Below are 18,545 nucleotides of genomic sequence, written 5' to 3'. Positions count from 1 at the left end.
TACGCTAAAATAGCACTATGATTAAAAGAACTCCTTTTACAATTTTCAAGTCTGTTATCACTGCCCTTTTTTTGAGAGAGATTCAAACACGCTTTGGTTCTCAAAAGCTTGGCTACTTTTGGGCTCTCTTTGATGCTATGTTTATGGTGCTTGTGTTTGCAGGGCTCAAGTCTGCTGTAGCTAGTAACTCCATGCCCGGTATCGATTTTCCAGTTTTTTTAGCGACTGGTTTTTTGGCATTTTTTCTTTGGAAAAATATTGTCAGTCGTTCTCTGAATGCTTTTAGTGCAAATCAGGCGCTATTTAGTTACATACAGGTAAAGCCTATCGACACGCTTATCACTCGTTTTTTAGTTGAGATTTTGGTCAGTATCGCTGCTACTTTAGTTTTTATCGGCATTGGTTTATATTTTGGATTTGATCTGCATGTCAAAAATTTCAACATGGTCATCTTAGCTGTTGCTTGGATGTGCCTTTTTGGGTTTTCACTTGGGCTACTCAGTGCTGTCATAGGTGCGTTTTATGAGACTTATGTCAAGATAGTCAATGTCATCATGGCTCCTCTACTCTTTGTATCGGCTCTGATGTACACAGTGGACTCTCTTCCTCCAGTTCTAAGAGAGATTATTCTCTACAATCCTCTTGTTCATTTTATAGAGATGATACATGGAAACTACTTCAATGCCTTAGATACTCAGTATGTGGATTATGAGTATATGTTTTACTGGACTTTTATACCACTCTTTTTAGGACTCTATTTTTACACAAGAGCAGAGAAGAAGATCATCTCTTCGAGGTAACATAATGAGATTAAATGCAAATTACATTGAAACAATTAAGCAAAATTTTGAAACCATTTTTAAAAATGGTGAGATCTATCTTTTTGGAAGTAGAGTAGATGATTCTCAAAAAGGTGGCGATATAGATTTGTATCTTGTTCTTCAAGATCATAGTAATCTTTTTCAAAAAAAGATAAAATTTCTTTCAAGCATAAAAAAGCAACTAGGCGAGCAAAAAATAGATATTATTTTCAATCAAGACAAAACAAGACTTATAGAAAAGGAGGCACGAAAGTGGGGAATAAAACTCTAATATACAAACAGAAGGTTTTAGACAATTTAAATGAAGCATATAAACATTTACAAAGATTAAATGATGCATACAAACAACTTGAGAAGATCAATCTCTTTCCATTAGATGAAAAAAAATTTAGCAAAATTATACATGATATAGAATATTTAGCATACAGTGACCAAATAATTTACAGATTTTCAAAACTACAAGATTGTATGGGTGCAAAACTTTTTAAGTCTATTTTACTTTATCAAGGTGAAAATACAGATAAACCATTTTTAGACATACTCAATCAGCTTGAAAAATGGGGCATAATTGATGTAGATGAATGGTTTGAGTTTAGAGACATAAGAAACGAGATTGCTCATGACTATGAGGACAATAGTAATATTACTGTTGATATGATAAATACACTTTACCAACGTAAACACAGACTCAAACAAATTTTAGATACTATTCAAGAAATGCTAAAATAAAATGATAGAACTAAAAAATGTAACAAAATACTACAAAACAGCCAATGGTAAAAAGTACATTCTTAACAATGTAAGTCAGATTATTCCATCTGATGTAAATGTTGGTATATTAGGAAGAAATGGAGCTGGGAAGTCAACACTGCTTCGTATGCTTGGGGGTATAGACTTTCCAAACTCTGGTGCTATCATATCGCCTAACTCTTTTTCATGGCCTATGGGGCTTGCAGGTGGATTTCAAGGCTCCATGACAGGACGACAAAATGTTAAATTTGTTTGTCGTATTTACGGCAAAACAGATGCTGAGATAGAGCATGCCATCGAAGGGGTCAAAGAGTTTGCTGAGATAGGTGACTATTTTGATATGCCTATCAAAATATACTCTTCAGGGATGAAGTCACGTTTGAGTTTTGGACTGAGCTTGATGTTTGACTTTGATTATCTAATCATTGATGAAACGCTTTCAGTCGGAGATAAGAACTTTCAAGTGAAATCTAAAAAAGCTTTGCGTAAAAAGATAGAAAACTGCAATGTCCTTCTTGTGAGTCACTCAATGCCAATACTTAAAGAGATTTGTCACGCTGGTATCGTTGTAAACGCAGGACAGATGTACTACTTTGAAGATATAAACGATGCGATAAAAACATACGATAAAATAAATAAACAATGAGATATATATGATAAAAAAGATAATACAACTCTACTGGTACGAAAAAACAGATAAAACACAAGAACACCGAACATTTAGAAAATCTTATGCTCGTTTTACTAAGCATGGATTTCGTGGTATGCATGAAAGACTTAACAAAGACTATACTAAGATAGAAAAAGACTACATAGTCCATAGCCAACTAAGCAAAAAGTACTCGACCTTTGTCACAAGACTCTTTTTTCTTTTTATCTTTCTCTCGGCTTTTACTTATACGATGTTTATCGAATCTGAACTATATGAGTCACAAACAACACTCATGGTACGAGATCTTAGTTCTACGCCTTCGGCTTCTACTCTAGGACTGAGCCTTTTAGGGGTTGGTTCTTCATCTCAGTTGCAAGATTCTATGGTCGTCAAAGAGTATCTCCTCTCTTTAGATATGTTTAAAACGCTTGACAAAAAGTTTGCTCTAATTAAGCACTACAAAAGTGATGACTTAGATTTTATCAGTAGACTCAGCAGTGATGCTACATTAGAAGATGCATTAGAGTTTTATAAAAAAAGAATGCTTGTTGAGTATGATGAAACTTCAGCTCTTTTACACATTAGTTATCTCCATACAGATCCAAAAAAAGCGCAAGAGATTTTGAAATTTACCATCAAAGCCGTTGACGATATGTTAAACAAATTTAACAGAAAAAAAGCAAAAAAACAGCTTGCTTTTGTGGAGCTAGAATACAAAAAAAGTAAAAATGCAATGGATATGGCAGCAAAAGCATTAGAAGCATACCAAGACAAGCATCTTTTACTCAACCCACAAAGCAATGCAACATCTTCAAGTGAGATTATTGCAGGTTTACAGTCAGCGCTTACACAAAAAAAGATTGAGTACAAAACAAAAAGCAACTATCTTAACAAAAACAACTATGAATTGCTAGCATTAAAATCTGAGATAAAAGAGATCGAGGCTTCCATAAAAAATGCAAAAGAAGCTTTAACTGGAAAGAGTAAAAACAGACTCAACAAAATACTTTTTGCATACAACAAGCTCAAAATGCAGTTTGAGTTTAGCACTGAAGTCTATAAAAATGCCCTTATACAGCTTGAAACAACAAAGCTTGAAGTCCTTAAAAATTCTAAAACACTTAGCATTGTTACCAAACCAAACCTACCTGATGGGTATACGTATCCTAAGAAATTAAAAATGTTCATTACACTACTTATCGGGATACTTCTCCTGTATGGTATCTTTTCAATGCTTGTACAAATAATCAAAGATCATAAGGAATAAAAATGATAAAAAAACTACTCTTTGCTTTTATGCTCACCTCTTCTCTTTTTGGAGTTGAGTTATCTAACCTTAACAATGAAGAAATATCACAAGATATGAACAACTCCTTTGTTGATGCTTCTACTCGTGTTTTTGGATACAACCTTTTCAATGGCAGTTTTTCAAAAAACAGACAGTACAGATACAATCCTGACTATCTCATAAGTATAGGCGATACGATAAATCTCAAACTATGGGGCTCATTCGATTTTCAAACGAAAGTGAATGTTGATTCTCAAGGTAATATTTTCATTCCTAGAGTTGGTACTGTCCATGTAGCCGGTATTCGTAACGATCAACTCAGTCAAACACTACAAGAAGCTGTTAAAAAAGTCTTCAAAAAAAGCGTCTTTGTCTATGCAGACTTAGAGTCTTACCAGCCAGTAAGTATCTTTGTAACAGGTGCAGTGAATAAGCCAGGACTCTATGAGGGGCTTTCTTCTGACTCTATCATCCAGTTTATAGATAAGGCAAGAGGCATTGATGCTAAAAGTGGAAGCTACAGAAATATTAAAGTCCTACGACAAAACAAAGAGATATATGATGTAGATTTGTACACATTTTTACTGAGTGGTTCTTTAAAACTTTTTCAGTTTCATATGGGAGATGTCATCGTAGTTGAGAGTGTCAAAAACTACATAGAAATTACAGGGGATGTCAAGCGACCCTATAGGTTTGAGATGCTACGTGACTGGGTGACTTTAGGAGATATACTTCAAGTAGTTCTACCCAACCCTACTTTAACAAACTTCACTGTCACTAAATACAATCAAGACAATGAACAAAGCATAAATATATATGCCATAAAAAACAATTTGGATATGAAGATATATAGTGGTGAGAGTGTAAACTTTATCCCTGATCACAACTCAAAAGATATCAAAATTGAGATCAGCGGAGAACACGCAAACATTCATAACCTTGTAGTAAAAAAAGGTACAACACTGCAAGAGGTGTTTGACAAAATCAAGATGACAGATCTCTCAGATGAGAACTCTTTTCAGCTTTATAGAAAAAGCATCGCGCAAAAGCAAAAAAACCTCCTTAACGCTCAGCTTGATGATTTGGCAGCAAAAACACTCACAGCCGGTTCTTTGACAACAGAAGAGGCGATGATACGAAAGCAGGAATCCCAACTCGTTATGAACTTTATAGATCGAGCACGAAAAGTAGAGTTTAAAGGACAGGTCATCATCAACAAAGATAGTAATTTATCGCAAATATATCTCGAAGACGGTGACACGATATATATCCCTAAGAAAAATCGTATGGTTATAGTACAAGGAGAGGTAATGCTTCCAGGTGCGCAGACCTATGTCAAAGATATGACATTTGATGACTATATCAATGCTTGTGGTGGATTTAACTTTAGAGCCAACAGTGATCAGGTCTTAATAATACAAAAAAATGGAAAAGTCGTTACTTACGATGACAATACTCTCTTTGGTGACACGTACAATGTCAAGCCAGGAGACTCCATCTTAGTTTTAGGAAAAGTAGATACAAAATATCTTCAGGTCATAAAAGACATAACACAAATCGTTTACCAAATAGCAGTCGGTGCAGCTATCGTCCTACGATATTAAGTATAATACAATGGTTTTAAGGATATAAAATGTTAATAGAAAAAAGATTGGATGCATATTTTACTGAAGCAAAAAAACATATAGCCCTCATAGAAGAAGCAAATAGTGCTATTAGCTTACCTATACAAGATTATGATACTCTTCCAAGTCTTGAGAAATTTGCTATCAATGCTTTGGTTTTTCGCTTTTCTAAGCTTCAAGACCTTATAGGAAGTAAAATTTTTAGAGCTTTTTTGGAGTTTAATAGATTTGACGTGCAGGATAAATCTTTTTTATTGCTACTCAAAGAGATAGAGAAAGAGGGTATTGTTGATATTGACACTTGGGATGAATTAAGAAAAGTACGTAATAATATAGCACATGAATACCCTGGTGAAGAGGATGAGTTGATGGATGCATTGGAGTTGCTTATACGCAAAACTCCTCTACTGTTAGAGATAAGTTCAAAATTACAGGAAAGATATAATGAGATTAGAGAAGTATGAAAAAGATATCATTATCAATACAGTAGAAAATATTTTTGGTATGGTGAGTATTTCTCTTTTTGGTAGTAGAGTAGATAATAGTAAAAAAGGTGGTGATATAGATTTGTTTATTGTACCACATGAGAACTCAAATCTTTATGAAAAGAAGATAAGGACATTAGCCAAACTAGAGCGTTTACTACATAAACCAGTAGATATTATTGTTCACAAAAATTTTAACAGAAGTATAGAAAAAGAAATATTAAAATCATATGTTGTATTGAAAACACTATGATTTCAAGGTTTTAAATTCCCTTGGGAGTTTCCCATAAAAACTACCATTTAGTTGTGTGTTGTCAATCAAAAACTTTCTATATTTTTGTACAAGCTCTTTATCTGGTTCTAATTGTTTGTGCCAAAATGCATCTAAAGACAAACCTTTACAAGTAAGCCCTTCTATATCATAGATGGCATTACCCAGTGTTATAGTTGGCGTACCATGATAAAGTGAAGAGAGTCCCACTGTACTGTTAATGGTAACAGTACCTATGGCATTTTTCAGCAGAGAAGGAAGATGTGTATCGTACAAGACCAAAACCTTTTTTTCTATCTTTAAAAGTTTTGCCTGATCAATGATAAACTTTGTATATCTTTTACGCCCTCTATCAACAGGATGATGTTTGAAGACAAGCCATGCACTTGTATTTGAGTGTGCAAATGATTCTAACACTTCTATGATAAACTTCTCAACCGACTTGTACTCAGAGTGTTCTAGGATTTGAAAATCATTGTAGGTTTGTAAGGGTACGAAAAAGTATCTTTTTGAGAGTTCATTTTGAATAATATTCAGATATTTGTGTTCATGCAAGGGATATATAAACTTTCTTGTAAGACTTCTTAGTCCAAAAAATGCCTCTTTAAACGCAGCAAACTCTCTATGATGAATATAATTTGGATATCTTTGTTGAAATAAACTAGATACTAGATAATATACAACGGCACTATACACCATCTGTAGTTTTGAATAGTTAACATCTTCAGCTTTTGGTATCTCTTGCAGATCTAAGCTATCATAAAATGCTCGTTTTCGGCTAATCTTACTAAAGTCATTCACGCCATAGCGTTCCATAGTTATATAGTTTGGACGGATGTAACCTTCTTCAAAAACAAAAACATCTAAACCAAGCTTCATGGCAGTTTGAATAGCCCTTCTTTGATAATACCTGCAATCCCCAAAGAGAAAGATCATATCAATCTTTTTTTCATCTAAGAAGTTTTTTATAAACGCAGTAAAATGCTCTCGTGTGTCTCTATAGGCAACATAGTTTGAATGATTTGCAAAGAAACTATCACCCATATTAAAACCAATCTTATACGTTGTAGCACCCTGTTTTACAAACAAACTATCCAACTTCTTAAAAAAGTTTCCCATAGGACCTTGTAAAAAAAGTATGTTTTTGTGCTTAATTGTTCCTATATTATTCATATCAACCTTTCAGTGTTATTATACGCAAAAATAGTTGCAATTTTCTACTGATATAATTACGAAGTTTAATTTTTATCTTTTTGTAGGGGGCACTACTGTAAAGTTCTTTCTCTCGTTTTAACAAATCAAGTACATCTTCTATCTCGCAAAGCACTTTTTTTTCTGGATTGAGATAACGTGGATATATGATGAGGGTTCCTGCAACAAGCTCTACTAAGCTTAGTTTTCTCTCTCGTCTACTGCTGTGCAGCATATCTTGGGTAAGCCCCCATCCTGCATAAAAAGGCATACCGTAAGTAAAAACATCTTTACCTCTCATAAGTGCTTCAAAGCCAACAAGAGAAGTCATCGTATGCACCGCATCAGCAACTGCTAAAACGCTCTCAAGCCCAACTTCTGTTACTACCCTATCAGCAAACTGCAACGCTGTTGCTTCTTGTATGTCGCCCACTCTATTACCTACAAGAACATCTGGATGTGGCTTGTATATGATGTAGGCATCCTCAGCATTTTGACGGGCAAGTTTTAAAAGCTTCAAGTTTGTCATGCCATTAGCACCGTAACGTATAGAAGCATCATCTTCTACCTGCCCCGGTACTAAAACGATTTTTTTATCTTTTGGAACATCGAGTTGGATATTTTCATAAAGGTTGTACTTAGAAAGTTTCTCTTGTATAAGATAGTTCTGAATTTTTTTCGCTCTTTGTAAGAGCTTTGCATCAAAGTCATAAGTTTGCAATATATACTCAAGATTACTTGTTTGTGTTGGATCAAAATAAATACCTCTTGAATCAACAACAAGGGAGTAAGGTTGCGTCAAGTCTGAGCCAAGCCCAACCGAACGGATAAATCCGTCTTCTACTCTGTAAATCTTAAGCTTGTGTGTTTTTGCATACGCTTCGACAAGCGGAAAGCTTTTTTTACCCCAGATATATACAGTAGCATTTTTGTCAAGACCTTTTTTTTTCGCCTGTTTAAAATAGTTCTTTTTGAAAAAAGGGTTGATAAAACATATCTCTTTTTTATCTATTTCAGGGAAAAAAGGTCTTACAAACTGATGTTTCCAATATGAAAATCCAAAAAAATAATGCACTGCTAAAAACCTTTAAAAATGATAAGAGAGACCAAAAGTCACATCTGCTTCATTGTGTCTTGGTATCGTGTTTTGATTGAAAAACAGCTCTACATACCGCTTACTCTCAAGATAATTCCGTAGTGCAAATTGTAACAAATGCGTATAACTGCTAAACTTTTTATCTTGACTTGCATAAGGAGCAGAGGAGTATTGATAAGCAAATAGAAACTTCCATCTGTCAAAAAATGCAAAAGGCAACAAGGGTTTTAAAGAAAATTGATTTGCCAAAAAGAAAAAATAGCGTATTTGTTTGGAGACTATATCTGGTGAGAGTCTTCTCTCTCCATTGTAAGTGATAACAACATTTGTTATCCATGCGATAGAGTCATACTCTCTTTGTAATGCAAGCCCATACATATAATCAACTCTGCCATTTGTAAAACCATCACTTGTTTTTTCTAAAGGTAACTTGATACCTGCATTCATAGCAAAAGAAAGTTTTGCATCAGAATAAAGGAGGTATTTTATCTCGATTTGTGGATTTCCAGCAGCAAAATAAGGGTCATATTTTTCTATTTTATCGGTAATGGTATAGGTCATTTGATCATCAACATGCCCTTCATTTTCTCGTGTTGTGGTTATGCCCAGCCCTTTATGGACAAAATCAAGAGGTTTATCCAAAAATCCCCTTGAAACATAATAAAGAGGAAACTCAAAAGAAAAAGCGAAACTTCTTGTAACTGGAGTAGAGTATGTAAGATCAAATGTTGTTAATCCAAAATCAGCAGTCAGATTTGTACTTTTTTGAAATACATTAGATTGTGAGATGCTCATAGTAACATCTTCTTGTTCCTGAATTACAGCGGCACTAGTATAAGGACGGTACATAATAACTTGGTTTATATATTGATTTGTAGAGTGAATTGGTGTTGTAAAACTTTGAGCCATTAGCTCTTTTGTTACAAATAACATAATAAAAGATATACGAATCAAAAAAGACAATTTAACGATTCCATAAATCTTTTTCGATGTAAGTATGTCCCGGTTGATAAAATTCAAACAAATTTTTGAGTACATTGATCTGGCTTCTCTTAGCCAAATTTGCCAAACTAATACCTACACCAGCATAAAGATGTTGACTACGTGGCTGTGTATCAAAAGAGCGATATCCTCTAGCGTAATAACCGACTTGAAACTCGAGTAAACTCCAATAACTATGCTCAAGTGATTCAAATCCTGCCATCTTAAACGCAACAAGATGCTTCATTCCTGAATAGTCAGTAGTGTTGTCCCCACCTTTTAAATAGTCACTTGTCGGTAGATACTCCAGTCTTACATCTACAAAGTCATCAACCCTTGGGTAGACTCGAATCAAATAAGCTAAACTAGCACCTATAGCATCTGCAGCCAAATCCTCTTTTGAAAAACCGTAGTTGCTAGTTCCATCTCCAACTTCCAGCAATGTCATAGAGAGCATACCGGAGAGTGCACCATAGAGCGAAGATTCTTCCAAAGTCCACCCGCGATCTTGCATGCGAGAAGCTAAAACACGAGAAAGAAGATAAGTCATATAAAAGTGTCCTGTTTTATCAGATCCACCAGTTTGTGAATCTTTTTCAAACCATGGCTCTGTTTTAGAATGCAAAGACCTATTTCCCCAATCCCAATATGTAAATCCCCAAGCAGCTATCATAGCATCTGTTGCGAGATTATCAATGACGGCTCCCATTACAGGTTTTTTTGTGATAAGTGTATAGTCATTTATGGTTTTTGTAGTTTTATTTGTAGTTAGAATCAAGTCTGCATGAAGTGCTTGAAAAGCTATAAGTATTATTAAGAATAATGATTTTGATAGCAAGGTTCCACCTTTATTAGTAGAAAATTTTACAAAGAAAACGATAGTTGTATAAAAGTGGTGGGTTCTGAGTGACTCGAACACTCGACCGCTCGGTTATGAGCCGAGAGCTCTAACCAACTGAGCTAAGAACCCACTTTTTGTTGGTAGGTCGGAATTATACAAGGAGATTCCTTATATAATGCTTATTATACAGCTGTTATTTTGTATTTATCATCCATATAGAAAAGATATCCAAATATCCCCAAAATGACTTCAAAGAAGTCTCAGTTACACCTTGTTCTTTAAGCTCTTGTAAAAGTGGCTTATAAAGCTCTAGCCAAGTGAGTCTTGCTTTTGCATCAATTCTAAATCGTGCATGACGACCAACCATCTGTGGCGCACCTCTGTTAGTGTTAAAGTATTTTGGTCCACCACATATTTGTATGAAAAAATCTGCAGAGTTTATTTTTGCTTTTTCAAACTCAGCTTCATCTAAAGGAAAGAGATGCACAATGTCACTTTTTTTTATCGCATCATAATGTTTTGAGATAAGTTCACGTATGCCCTCTTCTCCTACTTCAAGTAAAAATTCTGGTATCGGTTTTTGTACTGGTGGTCTTACACCAAACTGTGCTTGACTTATTTCTAAATTCATATTTATCCTTCTATTTTGTTTTGTATATTTTTAGGTACTTTGATTCTATATATAACGGCATACAGAAGTGGTACATAGATAAGGTTAAGCACTGTTGCCCATGCTATTCCGTAGCCAAGTGAAACTGCCATTGGTTGGAGAATCTTTGCTTGACCTGAGGCGAAAAATATCAGTGTCAAGAGTCCAAGAACAGTTGTCAATGATGTCAGCAAGATAGGTCTGAGTCGTGTTTTTGCGCGACGCATCAACTCCTCTGTATCTTTTGCATTTTTTATAAAGTCCACCATGATGAGTCCATCATTGACAACAACTCCCGCAAGTCCAACGATACCTATAAGTCCCGGCATAGTAAGGTTGAGCCCCATCAACCAGTGCCCGACATAAACACCAAGCAAAACAAGAGGAATGGTGCTAATAACAATAAGTGATTTTTTGATAGAATCAAACAGCCAAACAAGTGTGATAAATATCAAAAATATTGCTATAAGTCCAGACTGCATCATCTCTTTTTTATTTTTATTGTTCTCTTTTTCTTCACCTTTTATATCTACACTTATACCTGCATCTTCTACTTTTTTCAAAAACGGTCTAATCTTTTGCATTACTTCTGAAGAAGTGATGACTTTTTTATCTATGGAAGCGTACAAACTACGCACACGTTTTGCATCCTCTTTTTTTAAAGTTACAAAACTTTGAATATATTTATAATCACAAATATCTCTGAGTTGTACATATTTGTTTGAAGAAGGTACTTGGAGTTCTATGTTTTGTATAGAATCAATGCTCTTATCCAAATCACTTTCAATTCTGATACGAATCAGACCTTTGTCATTAAAGAGTTTTCCATATTCACCTTTGAGATAATAGGCTCTGAGTTCATTTGAAATATCTGTTTCATTAAACCCTAACTCTTGTCCGTAGCTATTCACTCGCAGTTTGAGCTCTTTTTCACCCAAAGTCGCATCATCAGAAATGTTAAAGACACCTTGTATCTTTGCTAACTCTTTTTCTAAAGATTTGAGATAAGGAACAACATCTTTGCCATCTTTAGAGCTTAGTCCTATCTCAACATCATTTGCTACAACACCAGCTCCAGGAACTTTGACAACAAGTTCTTCAAAAAGAGGCTTCCCTTCTTTATCTTTACGCTCTTTTATAGCTGCAAGTTCTGCTTTGATGTTTTTTGCTATATCTTTTGCATCTACTTGTCTTGTTTGCACACTTGCGTCGTATTCTATAGAAAGATAAGGACTGATATATTTATCAAATAAGTTTACAGGTGCTCTCTCATGCAAATCAACAAAAATGTGAAACATATTTTCGCCAAGTTCGGCTCTGTTTTTAGAGTCCATTTTAAAACCGATAACAGAAGTAACAGATGATACATTCTCTTTATCCACATTTTTTAAGATGATACCCTCAAGATCTGAGACTATTTTTTCCGTATCTCTAAGCTCATTGTTGATGTTCACTTTTCCATAAACATATATTTGAGTGTTATCAAAATCAGGAAACAGTTGAAACTTAGCATTTTTAATCATAACAAATTCAAGTGCCAAAATACTCACAACGATAAGAAGTAAAGAAGTAATCTTTCTTTTAAAAACAAAATGTAAAACTTTACTATACCAAGTGTACATTTTATCCCAAAATCTTTTTGTAAAACTTCCACTTTTGGAGACTTTTAAAAAGTCATGCGCATGGAGAGGAAGAAAATAAAAAGCTTCAAAAAGTGAGGAAAGTAATAAAACGGTAATCATAATAGGAATAATTTTTATAAACATTCCCATCTCACCCGTCATCAAAAGCATTGGTAAAAATGCAAAAACTGTCGTCAATGTAGCAGTGAGGACGGCAGGAAACATCTCAGCCGCTCCATTTATCACTGCCTCTTTTCTATCCATCCCCTCTTCAAGATGGCGGTAGATATTTTCAGCGACTACTATGGCCTCATCCACGAGCATTCCAAGGGCTATAAGCGCACCCAAAAGAGAAAGCATATTTAAACTGTCACCAAGTAATTCAGTCGCTATAAGCCCTATCATAAAACTCACAGGAATACCAAGTGCCACAACAAAAGCAATACCTTTGTTTATAAAAATCAACATTGCTAAAAAGACAAGAGCAAGTCCAAAAGCTATATTTGAGAAAACAACATTGAGACGATTTTTAATCCAGATAGAAGTATCTGTGTAGATATTATAATTGAGCTCGGGATGTTTTAACTTTTGCTCTTTTAAAAGCTTGCGTATATCCCGAACTAGAGCAATAGCATTGCCATCTTTACTTTTAGTCACATTAACAGAGACATTACGTACACCATTATAATGAGAGAGTTCCACCTCATCACTCAGCTTAAAGGCAACATCAGCGACATCCCCTATCCTTAGCTTTACATCACCCACAACTATCGTGGTATTTTCTATGGCTTTTTTGGTTTTTTCACCATTGTAGGTTGAGATATAGAGATGATTTGCTTTTTCTTTTATCGTCCCTATTGGGAAGATTGAACTTATTTTACTTATCTGTGCTACTACAAGCTTGGCAGAGAGTCCATAAGCTCGTATTTTTTCAGGATTGAGTTTTATAGAGAGTTCTTCTTCTGCATCACCGCGAACAGTAATATCACTCAAATCTTTAAACTTACTCAGCTCACTTTTAAGCTCATCCGCTCTATCTAAAAGTTCGGCCTTAGATACATTACCAGAGAGAGCGATAAGCACAAGAGGAAAAGCATGTGTCTGTATCTTAGCCACAGGCTCATTCATATCTGCTGGCAGATCTTTTTTTACCCCGCTGACAACATCCTTGACATCATTAAGTACAAGAATATTATCAGAACCCGTTTTAATCTCAGCCGTTATATTAAAAGAGCCATTTTTAATGCTACTTTTTATATCTTCAAGTTCATCAATATTTTGTAAATCATCTTCAATACTTTGAACAACCATCTTATCAAGGATGTCAGCTGATGTTCCCGCATAAGCACCATTGATAGTGATTTTATCCATATTCATAGGAGGAAATATCTCTTTTGGAATATTTACATATGCAAAAATAGAAAGCATAAAGATAAATATAAGAAGTATGTGATTTAAAAGTGGTTTTTCTATAGCAAACTGTATAAATTTACGGATCAAACGTATTCCTTTATTTTAAAAAAGTGTATCTAGTATCTGGTTTTTGAATTTTATCGACTCTACTGAAGCATTAATGATTTTATTTTCTTCTTTAAGCGTATCATACTCTACTTTTAATTTTGAGATATCCCTACTTTTAAAGTAAATTTGCTCTGTAATATAAATCTTAGGAAAAGCAAACATAGCAACAAAGACTAAGGTTAAAAGTACATAAAGAAAGTAGTTGAAATCTAAGCTGCGTTTAGCTCTAAAAAGATCATCAACCTCATCTAAAAGTTCATCTTTTTCACTCATTATCTATCCATTTGAAATACTCGCATTTTTGCACTGCGACTTCTTGCATTTTCTTTTAACTCATCATCTTGAGCCATTACTGGTTTTCTAGTCAAAATCTTTCCAAGCTGGTGATCATTACCACAACTGCAACGAAAAGCTTCCGCAGGACAGATACATGACTTCGACCAGCGTACAAACTCTTTTTTTACTATACGGTCTTCAAGTGAATGAAAAGAGATGATGGCAACTCTCGCCTCTGGAAGTTCTGCTTCTTCGATGTTTTTCAAGAGTGTTTTTAATTCACCTAGCTCATCATTGACCTCTATGCGTATGGCTTGCATTAAAAGTGTTGCAGGATGAATTTTCTTTCCTCTTGGCATATGTGGCTTTACTGCTTCACTCAGTTCTTTTGCTGAAGTAAAAGGACGATTTTGAACGATGACATCTGCAATCTTTTTGTAGTTTCTTAGCTCACCATACTCTAATAGTATGTTTTCAAGCTCAGACTTTGCATATTCGTTTACAACATTTGACGCACTAAGAGAGGCACCTTTATCCATACGCATATCAAGGTTTTCGCTCTCATAAGAGAAGCCTCTCTCTTTTTGGTCAAGCTGCAAAGATGAAACACCTATGTCTGCGAGTATCCCTTTAATCTCAGCTGCGTTTACCTCACTCAAAATCTCTTTGATGACATTTGAAAAGCGCCCTTTTCTTATCTCTACGCGCTCACCATATTTTTCTAAGCGCTCCCTTGAGAAGTCAATGGCAGTCTGATCTTGATCAATGCCTATGAGTTTGATATTTGGGTTTGCATCTAAAATCATTGAAGAGTGTCCACCGTAGCCCATTGTACAATCAATAATTATGCCATCTTCTATATCTTTAAAAGTTTCTATAACTTCTCTGTAAAGCACTGGTATGTGTGGAATGTTTTGCAAAATAAACCCTATCTAAATATTTTAAGTGATTATACAGCAAAATTGATTTAGGTTTAATTTTTTATACTGTATGATTGAGCAAAATAATAAAAAAAGGTCTTTTATGTTTTCTCAAATTGCAGCTTATCAAAATGAAATCCTCGCAGCTTTAGGTATATTTATCATTATTATTCTTTATATAATTTTTAAAAAAGAACCTAAAAAAAAGATAATTGAGTTAGATATAGAAGCAATTGTTGAAGATGAATATGACACAAATACAACTGAGAAAAAAACACATGCAGAAGATGTTTTTGATATGCCTCAAAAAACAGTGCAAACACAAAATGCAGCTGCTGAAATAAAAGAAGAAGAGAAAGAACTTGAAAAAGAAGAAAAAACAGCGCCTCTTACATTTACAAAACGACCTGTTCCTCCACATGCAAAAATCACAAAAGACGATTTTAAAGAATTCTCCGGAAAAAGAATTCTCTTAGCCGAAGATAATCTAATCAATCAAAAAGTAATCTTAGCACTTTTAGCTGATAGTGGGATAGAAATAGTCGTAGCAAATGATGGTCAAGAAGTTTTAGATACTTTAGAAAAAGATACAAACTTTATGATGATACTTATGGATGCGCATATACCAAATATCGATGGTTTTGAAGCAACAAATATCATCAGACAAAATCCTGAGTACAGTCATATAGTCATTGTAGCTCTCAGTGGTGATACTGCAGCAGATGATGTCAAAAAAATGAAAGATGCAGGAATGAGTGAGCATCTTGAAAAACCTTTAAAAATGGATTCTTTATATGACGTATTATATGCATACAACACTCTAAACGCAGTAAGTACAGAAGATAAAACACAATCATCTTCTGCAAGTTCCACAAGCATAGAAATTTTAAATACAAAAAAAGGGCTTGATGTATGTGGTAATGATAATGCTTTTTACACAGATATTTTAAATGAATTTCTTCAAGATTATGCCCATTCAGATGATGCACTTGCAATACTCTTCAAAGAAGCAAAATACAATGAAGCGGATATTTTACTTTTAGATATATCAGGAGTGGGTGCCAACATCGGAGCTAAACAAATCACTAAAATAGCACAAGAAGCAAAACAATATATCAAAAACAATGCCTTTGAGAATCTAGAAAATTCATTGGCTAATTATAAAGAAACACTCAGAAAAACTGTTGAAAAGATTAAAGAATATTTAGCTAAACATTAGTAATTCTTTAATTTTTCAATTCTAAACTTTTTTAAATCATATAAATAGTATATTACTCAAGCAAAATCAAAAGAGAGAATAGCATGCAAACTACAAAAGTATACTTAACAGGCGCAGGTCCTGGTGATATTGAGCTTTTGACACTTAAAGCCCATAAAGTGATCACACAAGCAGATGTCATCATCTACGATAGACTTGCCAATCCAGAAATACTTGAAATAGCAAAAGATGGCTGTGAGTTTGTTTATGTTGGTAAAGAAGATGGTCGGCATACACTCCCTCAAGATGAGATAAATGAAGTTATCTATCAAAATGCCCTCAAGCATAGTATAGTCGTCCGTTTAAAAGGAGGAGATCCATTTGTTTTTGGTCGTGGTGGTGAAGAGGGTGCATATCTTCATAAAAGAAATATAGAGTACGATATTATCCCAGGGATAAGCTCTGCTATCAGTGTTCCTGCTTATGCAGGTATCCCTGTTACACATCGTGGTGTAGCGGTGAGTTTTAGAGTAGTTACAGGACATGAATCACCAAACAAAGAGACTTCTCAAATCCCTTGGGAAAACTTTAAAACAGATGAGACGATTGTCTTTTTAATGGGGCTACACAACCTCAAAAAAATATCTTCTAAACTTAGAGAAATAGGTAAACCAAATGATTATCCTTGTGCTGTTATATCAAGAGGTACAACAAAAGAGCAACGCGTTGTCACAGGAACACTCTTGGATATCGTTGAAAAAGCTAAAGGACTTCCCACCCCTGCACTTATTATTGTGGGTAAAGTTGTTACACTTAGAGAGCAACTACAATGGTTTGAGAGGTAAACTATGGATTTTTTTAACTATATACGTGCAGTGGGTACCGGACCAAAAGGGAACAGAGATTTAAGCTTTGATGAAGCAGAAGATATGATGCAACAGATTTTGAACCAGAGTGTTTCAAGTGAACAAATCGCTGCTTTTTTGCTAGGATGGAGACTAAAACCTGAAACAATTGATGAATTTCGTGGCTCATTGGCAGCTTTTGATAAAAACACCACCAAAAGTAAAGTTGAAAACTCCATAGAACTTGGTTATCCGTTTGATGGTAAAGTAAAAAATCCTTATATTTTTTCACTCGCAGCACAAGCACTTCAAAAACAAAACCTCAATCTCATTCTAGTTGGTGATGATAAACAACCTGCAAAAAATGGTATACCTATTAAAGAGATTATAAATGAAACGAACCTTGAACATAATATCCATTATTTCGATAGAGAAAAATTTTTTCACAAGCTCCACAAACTTACTGACATTAGAAATAAACTTGGTTTACGTACTGCGTTTAACACTATAGAAAAGCTTTCTGGTGTTGCACAAAGTGATTATGCCATTACAGGTGTATTTCACAAGCCCTATGTAAAAAAATATGCAGCTGTTTTTTCTAAAAGATATAAAAATTTTGCACTTATTCAGGGAAACGAGGGAACACCAGAGCTATTTAGTAAAGGAAATTTATGGATTGTTGCTAATGATGATATTAGCGAATTTACAATAGATCCGAAATATTTTGGTATCCATTATAAGAAATCATGGGATAAGATCACTCTCGAAGATTCACTTCAAGAACTAAAAAACCCTTCAGATGAGTACATAAAACTTGCTCGCCTCAACGCAGCCATCTATCTCTTTGTCGCAAAAAAAACACAAAGTATAGAAGATGGATATGATTTACTTGGATGTACGACTGATTTATAATTAAAATTTACTCCACTCTTGGATGTAGTTTTTTGCTTTTTCATCTAAGGTTTTCATTCTCTCTTTTCCTTTTGGCAAAGTCAAACGCAGTACCTTCATCTCCTGCAAAAATCTTCCAATATTTTTGGGTATTAACTCTTGCAAATAAGTCCGTAAGTATTTTGCCATTGCAGGTGATGCACCTGATGTTGAAACAGCGATGGTTAAATCACCCTCTTTCATATATGAAGGAAAAATAAAATCACAATAATTTACCGAATCCACAGCATTGCATAAACATTTATACTCTTTTGACTCTTCAAATATTTCAGCTTGTAAGGAGATGTCATCTACTGCTATGATAACAATAGCCACCTCAGCAATATCACCTTTTTTATAAGTTCTTTGCTCATAAGTCAGCCCTTTTTCTTTTATCTTTGCAGTCATCATTTGAGAAAACTCCACTGCGACAATGTGAATATCTGTAGTAAAGTCTAAAAGCTTCTCTAGTTTTTCATACGCAATGTTTCCACCACCGACAATCAAAATTTTTTTGCCCTCAAGCTTTAAAAAAGCTGGAAAATAACTCATACTTTAGCCTTTTCGCTATATTTTCACAATA

General features: G+C 34.5%; 20 protein-coding genes and 1 tRNA gene. 11 read left to right on the top strand and 10 right to left on the bottom strand.

All coding sequences use genetic code 11. From position 1 onward, the window contains the following. Positions 1 to 17 precede the first annotated feature (17 nt). The 8 genes from MV052_RS09615 to MV052_RS09580 are packed head-to-tail and all read left to right on the top strand — an operon-like array spanning position 18 to position 5,874. Complete coding sequence (locus MV052_RS09615; protein ID WP_297443785.1) at positions 18 to 800, top strand: ABC transporter permease; 783 nt, start codon at positions 18 to 20, stop codon at positions 798 to 800. 4 nt (positions 801 to 804) lie between these two features. Next, positions 805 to 1,092 (top strand): nucleotidyltransferase domain-containing protein, encoded by a 288-nt coding sequence (locus MV052_RS09610; protein WP_297443783.1) that lies wholly within the window; start codon positions 805 to 807, stop codon positions 1,090 to 1,092. Then, positions 1,074 to 1,550: a hypothetical protein gene (locus tag MV052_RS09605; protein ID WP_297443781.1), complete on the top strand. Its 477-nt coding sequence runs from the start codon at positions 1,074 to 1,076 to the stop codon at positions 1,548 to 1,550. The genes MV052_RS09610 and MV052_RS09605 overlap by 19 nt, the downstream gene beginning before the upstream one ends. A gap of 1 nt (position 1,551) precedes the next feature. Then, complete coding sequence (locus MV052_RS09600) at positions 1,552 to 2,217, top strand: ABC transporter ATP-binding protein (RefSeq protein ID WP_297443779.1); 666 nt, start codon at positions 1,552 to 1,554, stop codon at positions 2,215 to 2,217. A 7-nt stretch (positions 2,218 to 2,224) separates the two neighbouring features. Beyond that, complete coding sequence (locus MV052_RS09595) at positions 2,225 to 3,490, top strand: hypothetical protein (RefSeq protein WP_297443777.1); 1,266 nt, start codon at positions 2,225 to 2,227, stop codon at positions 3,488 to 3,490. A gap of 2 nt (positions 3,491 to 3,492) precedes the next feature. Beyond that, positions 3,493 to 5,115, top strand: a complete 1,623-nt coding sequence (locus tag MV052_RS09590; protein WP_297443775.1) for a polysaccharide biosynthesis/export family protein — start codon at positions 3,493 to 3,495, stop codon at positions 5,113 to 5,115. Positions 5,116 to 5,144: 29 nt separating this feature from the next. Then, positions 5,145 to 5,600: a hypothetical protein gene (locus MV052_RS09585; protein ID WP_297443773.1), complete on the top strand. Its 456-nt coding sequence runs from the start codon at positions 5,145 to 5,147 to the stop codon at positions 5,598 to 5,600. Then, on the top strand, positions 5,581 to 5,874 hold the full coding sequence (locus tag MV052_RS09580; RefSeq protein WP_297443771.1) for a nucleotidyltransferase domain-containing protein: 294 nt from the start codon (positions 5,581 to 5,583) through the stop codon (positions 5,872 to 5,874). The genes MV052_RS09585 and MV052_RS09580 overlap by 20 nt, the downstream gene beginning before the upstream one ends. Here the strand turns inward: MV052_RS09580 and MV052_RS09575 are convergent. The 9 genes from MV052_RS09575 to rsmH all read right to left on the bottom strand — a co-directional run bounded on the left by MV052_RS09575 (position 5,869) and on the right by rsmH (position 14,989). Next, positions 5,869 to 7,065, bottom strand: coding sequence for a capsular biosynthesis protein (locus MV052_RS09575; protein ID WP_297443769.1), 1,197 nt, complete (start codon positions 7,063 to 7,065; stop codon positions 5,869 to 5,871). The two genes, MV052_RS09580 and MV052_RS09575, sit on opposite strands and share 6 nt — an antisense overlap. Position 7,066: 1 nt before the next feature. Continuing rightward, entirely contained in the window at positions 7,067 to 8,158 is a 1,092-nt protein-coding gene (locus tag MV052_RS09570) for a hypothetical protein (protein WP_297443766.1), read from the bottom strand. Between the two features lie 12 nt (positions 8,159 to 8,170). Next, on the bottom strand, positions 8,171 to 9,112 hold the full coding sequence (locus MV052_RS09565) for a DUF3187 family protein (protein WP_297443813.1): 942 nt from the start codon (positions 9,110 to 9,112) through the stop codon (positions 8,171 to 8,173). A 31-nt stretch (positions 9,113 to 9,143) separates the two neighbouring features. Next, the gene (locus tag MV052_RS09560; RefSeq protein WP_297443764.1) at positions 9,144 to 9,998 is read right to left on the bottom strand and encodes a DUF2279 domain-containing protein; all 855 of its coding nucleotides are present in this window, start codon (positions 9,996 to 9,998) and stop codon (positions 9,144 to 9,146) included. 55 nt (positions 9,999 to 10,053) lie between these two features. Beyond that, positions 10,054 to 10,130: transfer RNA gene (locus MV052_RS09555), tRNA-Ile, on the bottom strand. A gap of 64 nt (positions 10,131 to 10,194) precedes the next feature. Continuing rightward, the gene (locus MV052_RS09550; protein ID WP_297443761.1) at positions 10,195 to 10,632 is read right to left on the bottom strand and encodes a globin; all 438 of its coding nucleotides are present in this window, start codon (positions 10,630 to 10,632) and stop codon (positions 10,195 to 10,197) included. Positions 10,633 to 10,634: 2 nt separating this feature from the next. Continuing rightward, complete coding sequence (locus MV052_RS09545) at positions 10,635 to 13,772, bottom strand: efflux RND transporter permease subunit (RefSeq protein WP_297443758.1); 3,138 nt, start codon at positions 13,770 to 13,772, stop codon at positions 10,635 to 10,637. 15 nt (positions 13,773 to 13,787) lie between these two features. Further along, entirely contained in the window at positions 13,788 to 14,066 is a 279-nt protein-coding gene (locus MV052_RS09540) for a hypothetical protein (protein ID WP_297443755.1), read from the bottom strand. After that, entirely contained in the window at positions 14,066 to 14,989 is a 924-nt protein-coding gene (gene rsmH, locus MV052_RS09535; protein WP_297443753.1) for a 16S rRNA (cytosine(1402)-N(4))-methyltransferase RsmH, read from the bottom strand. The genes MV052_RS09540 and rsmH overlap by 1 nt, the downstream gene beginning before the upstream one ends. Before the next feature lie 103 nt (positions 14,990 to 15,092). Here rsmH and MV052_RS09530 point away from each other — a divergent pair, with 103 nt between their 5' ends. The 3 genes from MV052_RS09530 (at position 15,093) to MV052_RS09520 (ending at position 17,944) form a co-directional block, all read left to right on the top strand. Further along, positions 15,093 to 16,208 (top strand): response regulator, encoded by a 1,116-nt coding sequence (locus MV052_RS09530; RefSeq protein WP_297443751.1) that lies wholly within the window; start codon positions 15,093 to 15,095, stop codon positions 16,206 to 16,208. An 83-nt stretch (positions 16,209 to 16,291) separates the two neighbouring features. Next, on the top strand, positions 16,292 to 17,032 hold the full coding sequence (gene cobA, locus MV052_RS09525) for a uroporphyrinogen-III C-methyltransferase (protein ID WP_297443748.1): 741 nt from the start codon (positions 16,292 to 16,294) through the stop codon (positions 17,030 to 17,032). Between the two features lie 3 nt (positions 17,033 to 17,035). Continuing rightward, a complete protein-coding gene (locus MV052_RS09520) occupies positions 17,036 to 17,944 on the top strand; it encodes a glycosyl transferase (RefSeq protein ID WP_297443745.1) in 909 nt (302 codons plus the stop codon). On the opposite strand, the gene MV052_RS09515 is transcribed toward MV052_RS09520, so the two are convergent. Further along, a complete protein-coding gene (locus tag MV052_RS09515) occupies positions 17,945 to 18,514 on the bottom strand; it encodes a bifunctional precorrin-2 dehydrogenase/sirohydrochlorin ferrochelatase (protein WP_297443742.1) in 570 nt (189 codons plus the stop codon). Between the last annotated feature and the right edge of the window lie 31 nt (positions 18,515 to 18,545).

Source organism: Sulfurimonas sp. (assembly GCF_026988655.1).
In the GTDB taxonomy this organism is placed as follows: Bacteria; Campylobacterota; Campylobacteria; order Campylobacterales; family Sulfurimonadaceae; genus Sulfurimonas.
Note: the sequence above shows the minus strand (reverse complement) of the source record. Positions and strands in the feature narration are given on the sequence as shown.

Coding starts and splice junctions, on each gene's coding strand:
- MV052_RS09565 (WP_297443813.1), bottom strand. CDS start 9,112: ATGTTATTTGTAACAAAAGAGCTAATGGCTCAAAGTTTTACAACACCA.
- MV052_RS09530 (WP_297443751.1), top strand. CDS start 15,093: ATGTTTTCTCAAATTGCAGCTTATCAAAATGAAATCCTCGCAGCTTTA.
- MV052_RS09610 (WP_297443783.1), top strand. CDS start 805: ATGAGATTAAATGCAAATTACATTGAAACAATTAAGCAAAATTTTGAA.
- MV052_RS09520 (WP_297443745.1), top strand. CDS start 17,036: ATGGATTTTTTTAACTATATACGTGCAGTGGGTACCGGACCAAAAGGG.
- MV052_RS09515 (WP_297443742.1), bottom strand. CDS start 18,514: ATGAGTTATTTTCCAGCTTTTTTAAAGCTTGAGGGCAAAAAAATTTTG.
- MV052_RS09585 (WP_297443773.1), top strand. CDS start 5,145: ATGTTAATAGAAAAAAGATTGGATGCATATTTTACTGAAGCAAAAAAA.
- MV052_RS09595 (WP_297443777.1), top strand. CDS start 2,225: ATGATAAAAAAGATAATACAACTCTACTGGTACGAAAAAACAGATAAA.
- MV052_RS09580 (WP_297443771.1), top strand. CDS start 5,581: ATGAGATTAGAGAAGTATGAAAAAGATATCATTATCAATACAGTAGAA.
- MV052_RS09600 (WP_297443779.1), top strand. CDS start 1,552: ATGATAGAACTAAAAAATGTAACAAAATACTACAAAACAGCCAATGGT.
- MV052_RS09590 (WP_297443775.1), top strand. CDS start 3,493: ATGATAAAAAAACTACTCTTTGCTTTTATGCTCACCTCTTCTCTTTTT.
- MV052_RS09550 (WP_297443761.1), bottom strand. CDS start 10,632: ATGAATTTAGAAATAAGTCAAGCACAGTTTGGTGTAAGACCACCAGTA.
- MV052_RS09615 (WP_297443785.1), top strand. CDS start 18: ATGATTAAAAGAACTCCTTTTACAATTTTCAAGTCTGTTATCACTGCC.
- cobA (WP_297443748.1), top strand. CDS start 16,292: ATGCAAACTACAAAAGTATACTTAACAGGCGCAGGTCCTGGTGATATT.
- MV052_RS09540 (WP_297443755.1), bottom strand. CDS start 14,066: ATGAGTGAAAAAGATGAACTTTTAGATGAGGTTGATGATCTTTTTAGA.
- MV052_RS09575 (WP_297443769.1), bottom strand. CDS start 7,065: ATGAATAATATAGGAACAATTAAGCACAAAAACATACTTTTTTTACAA.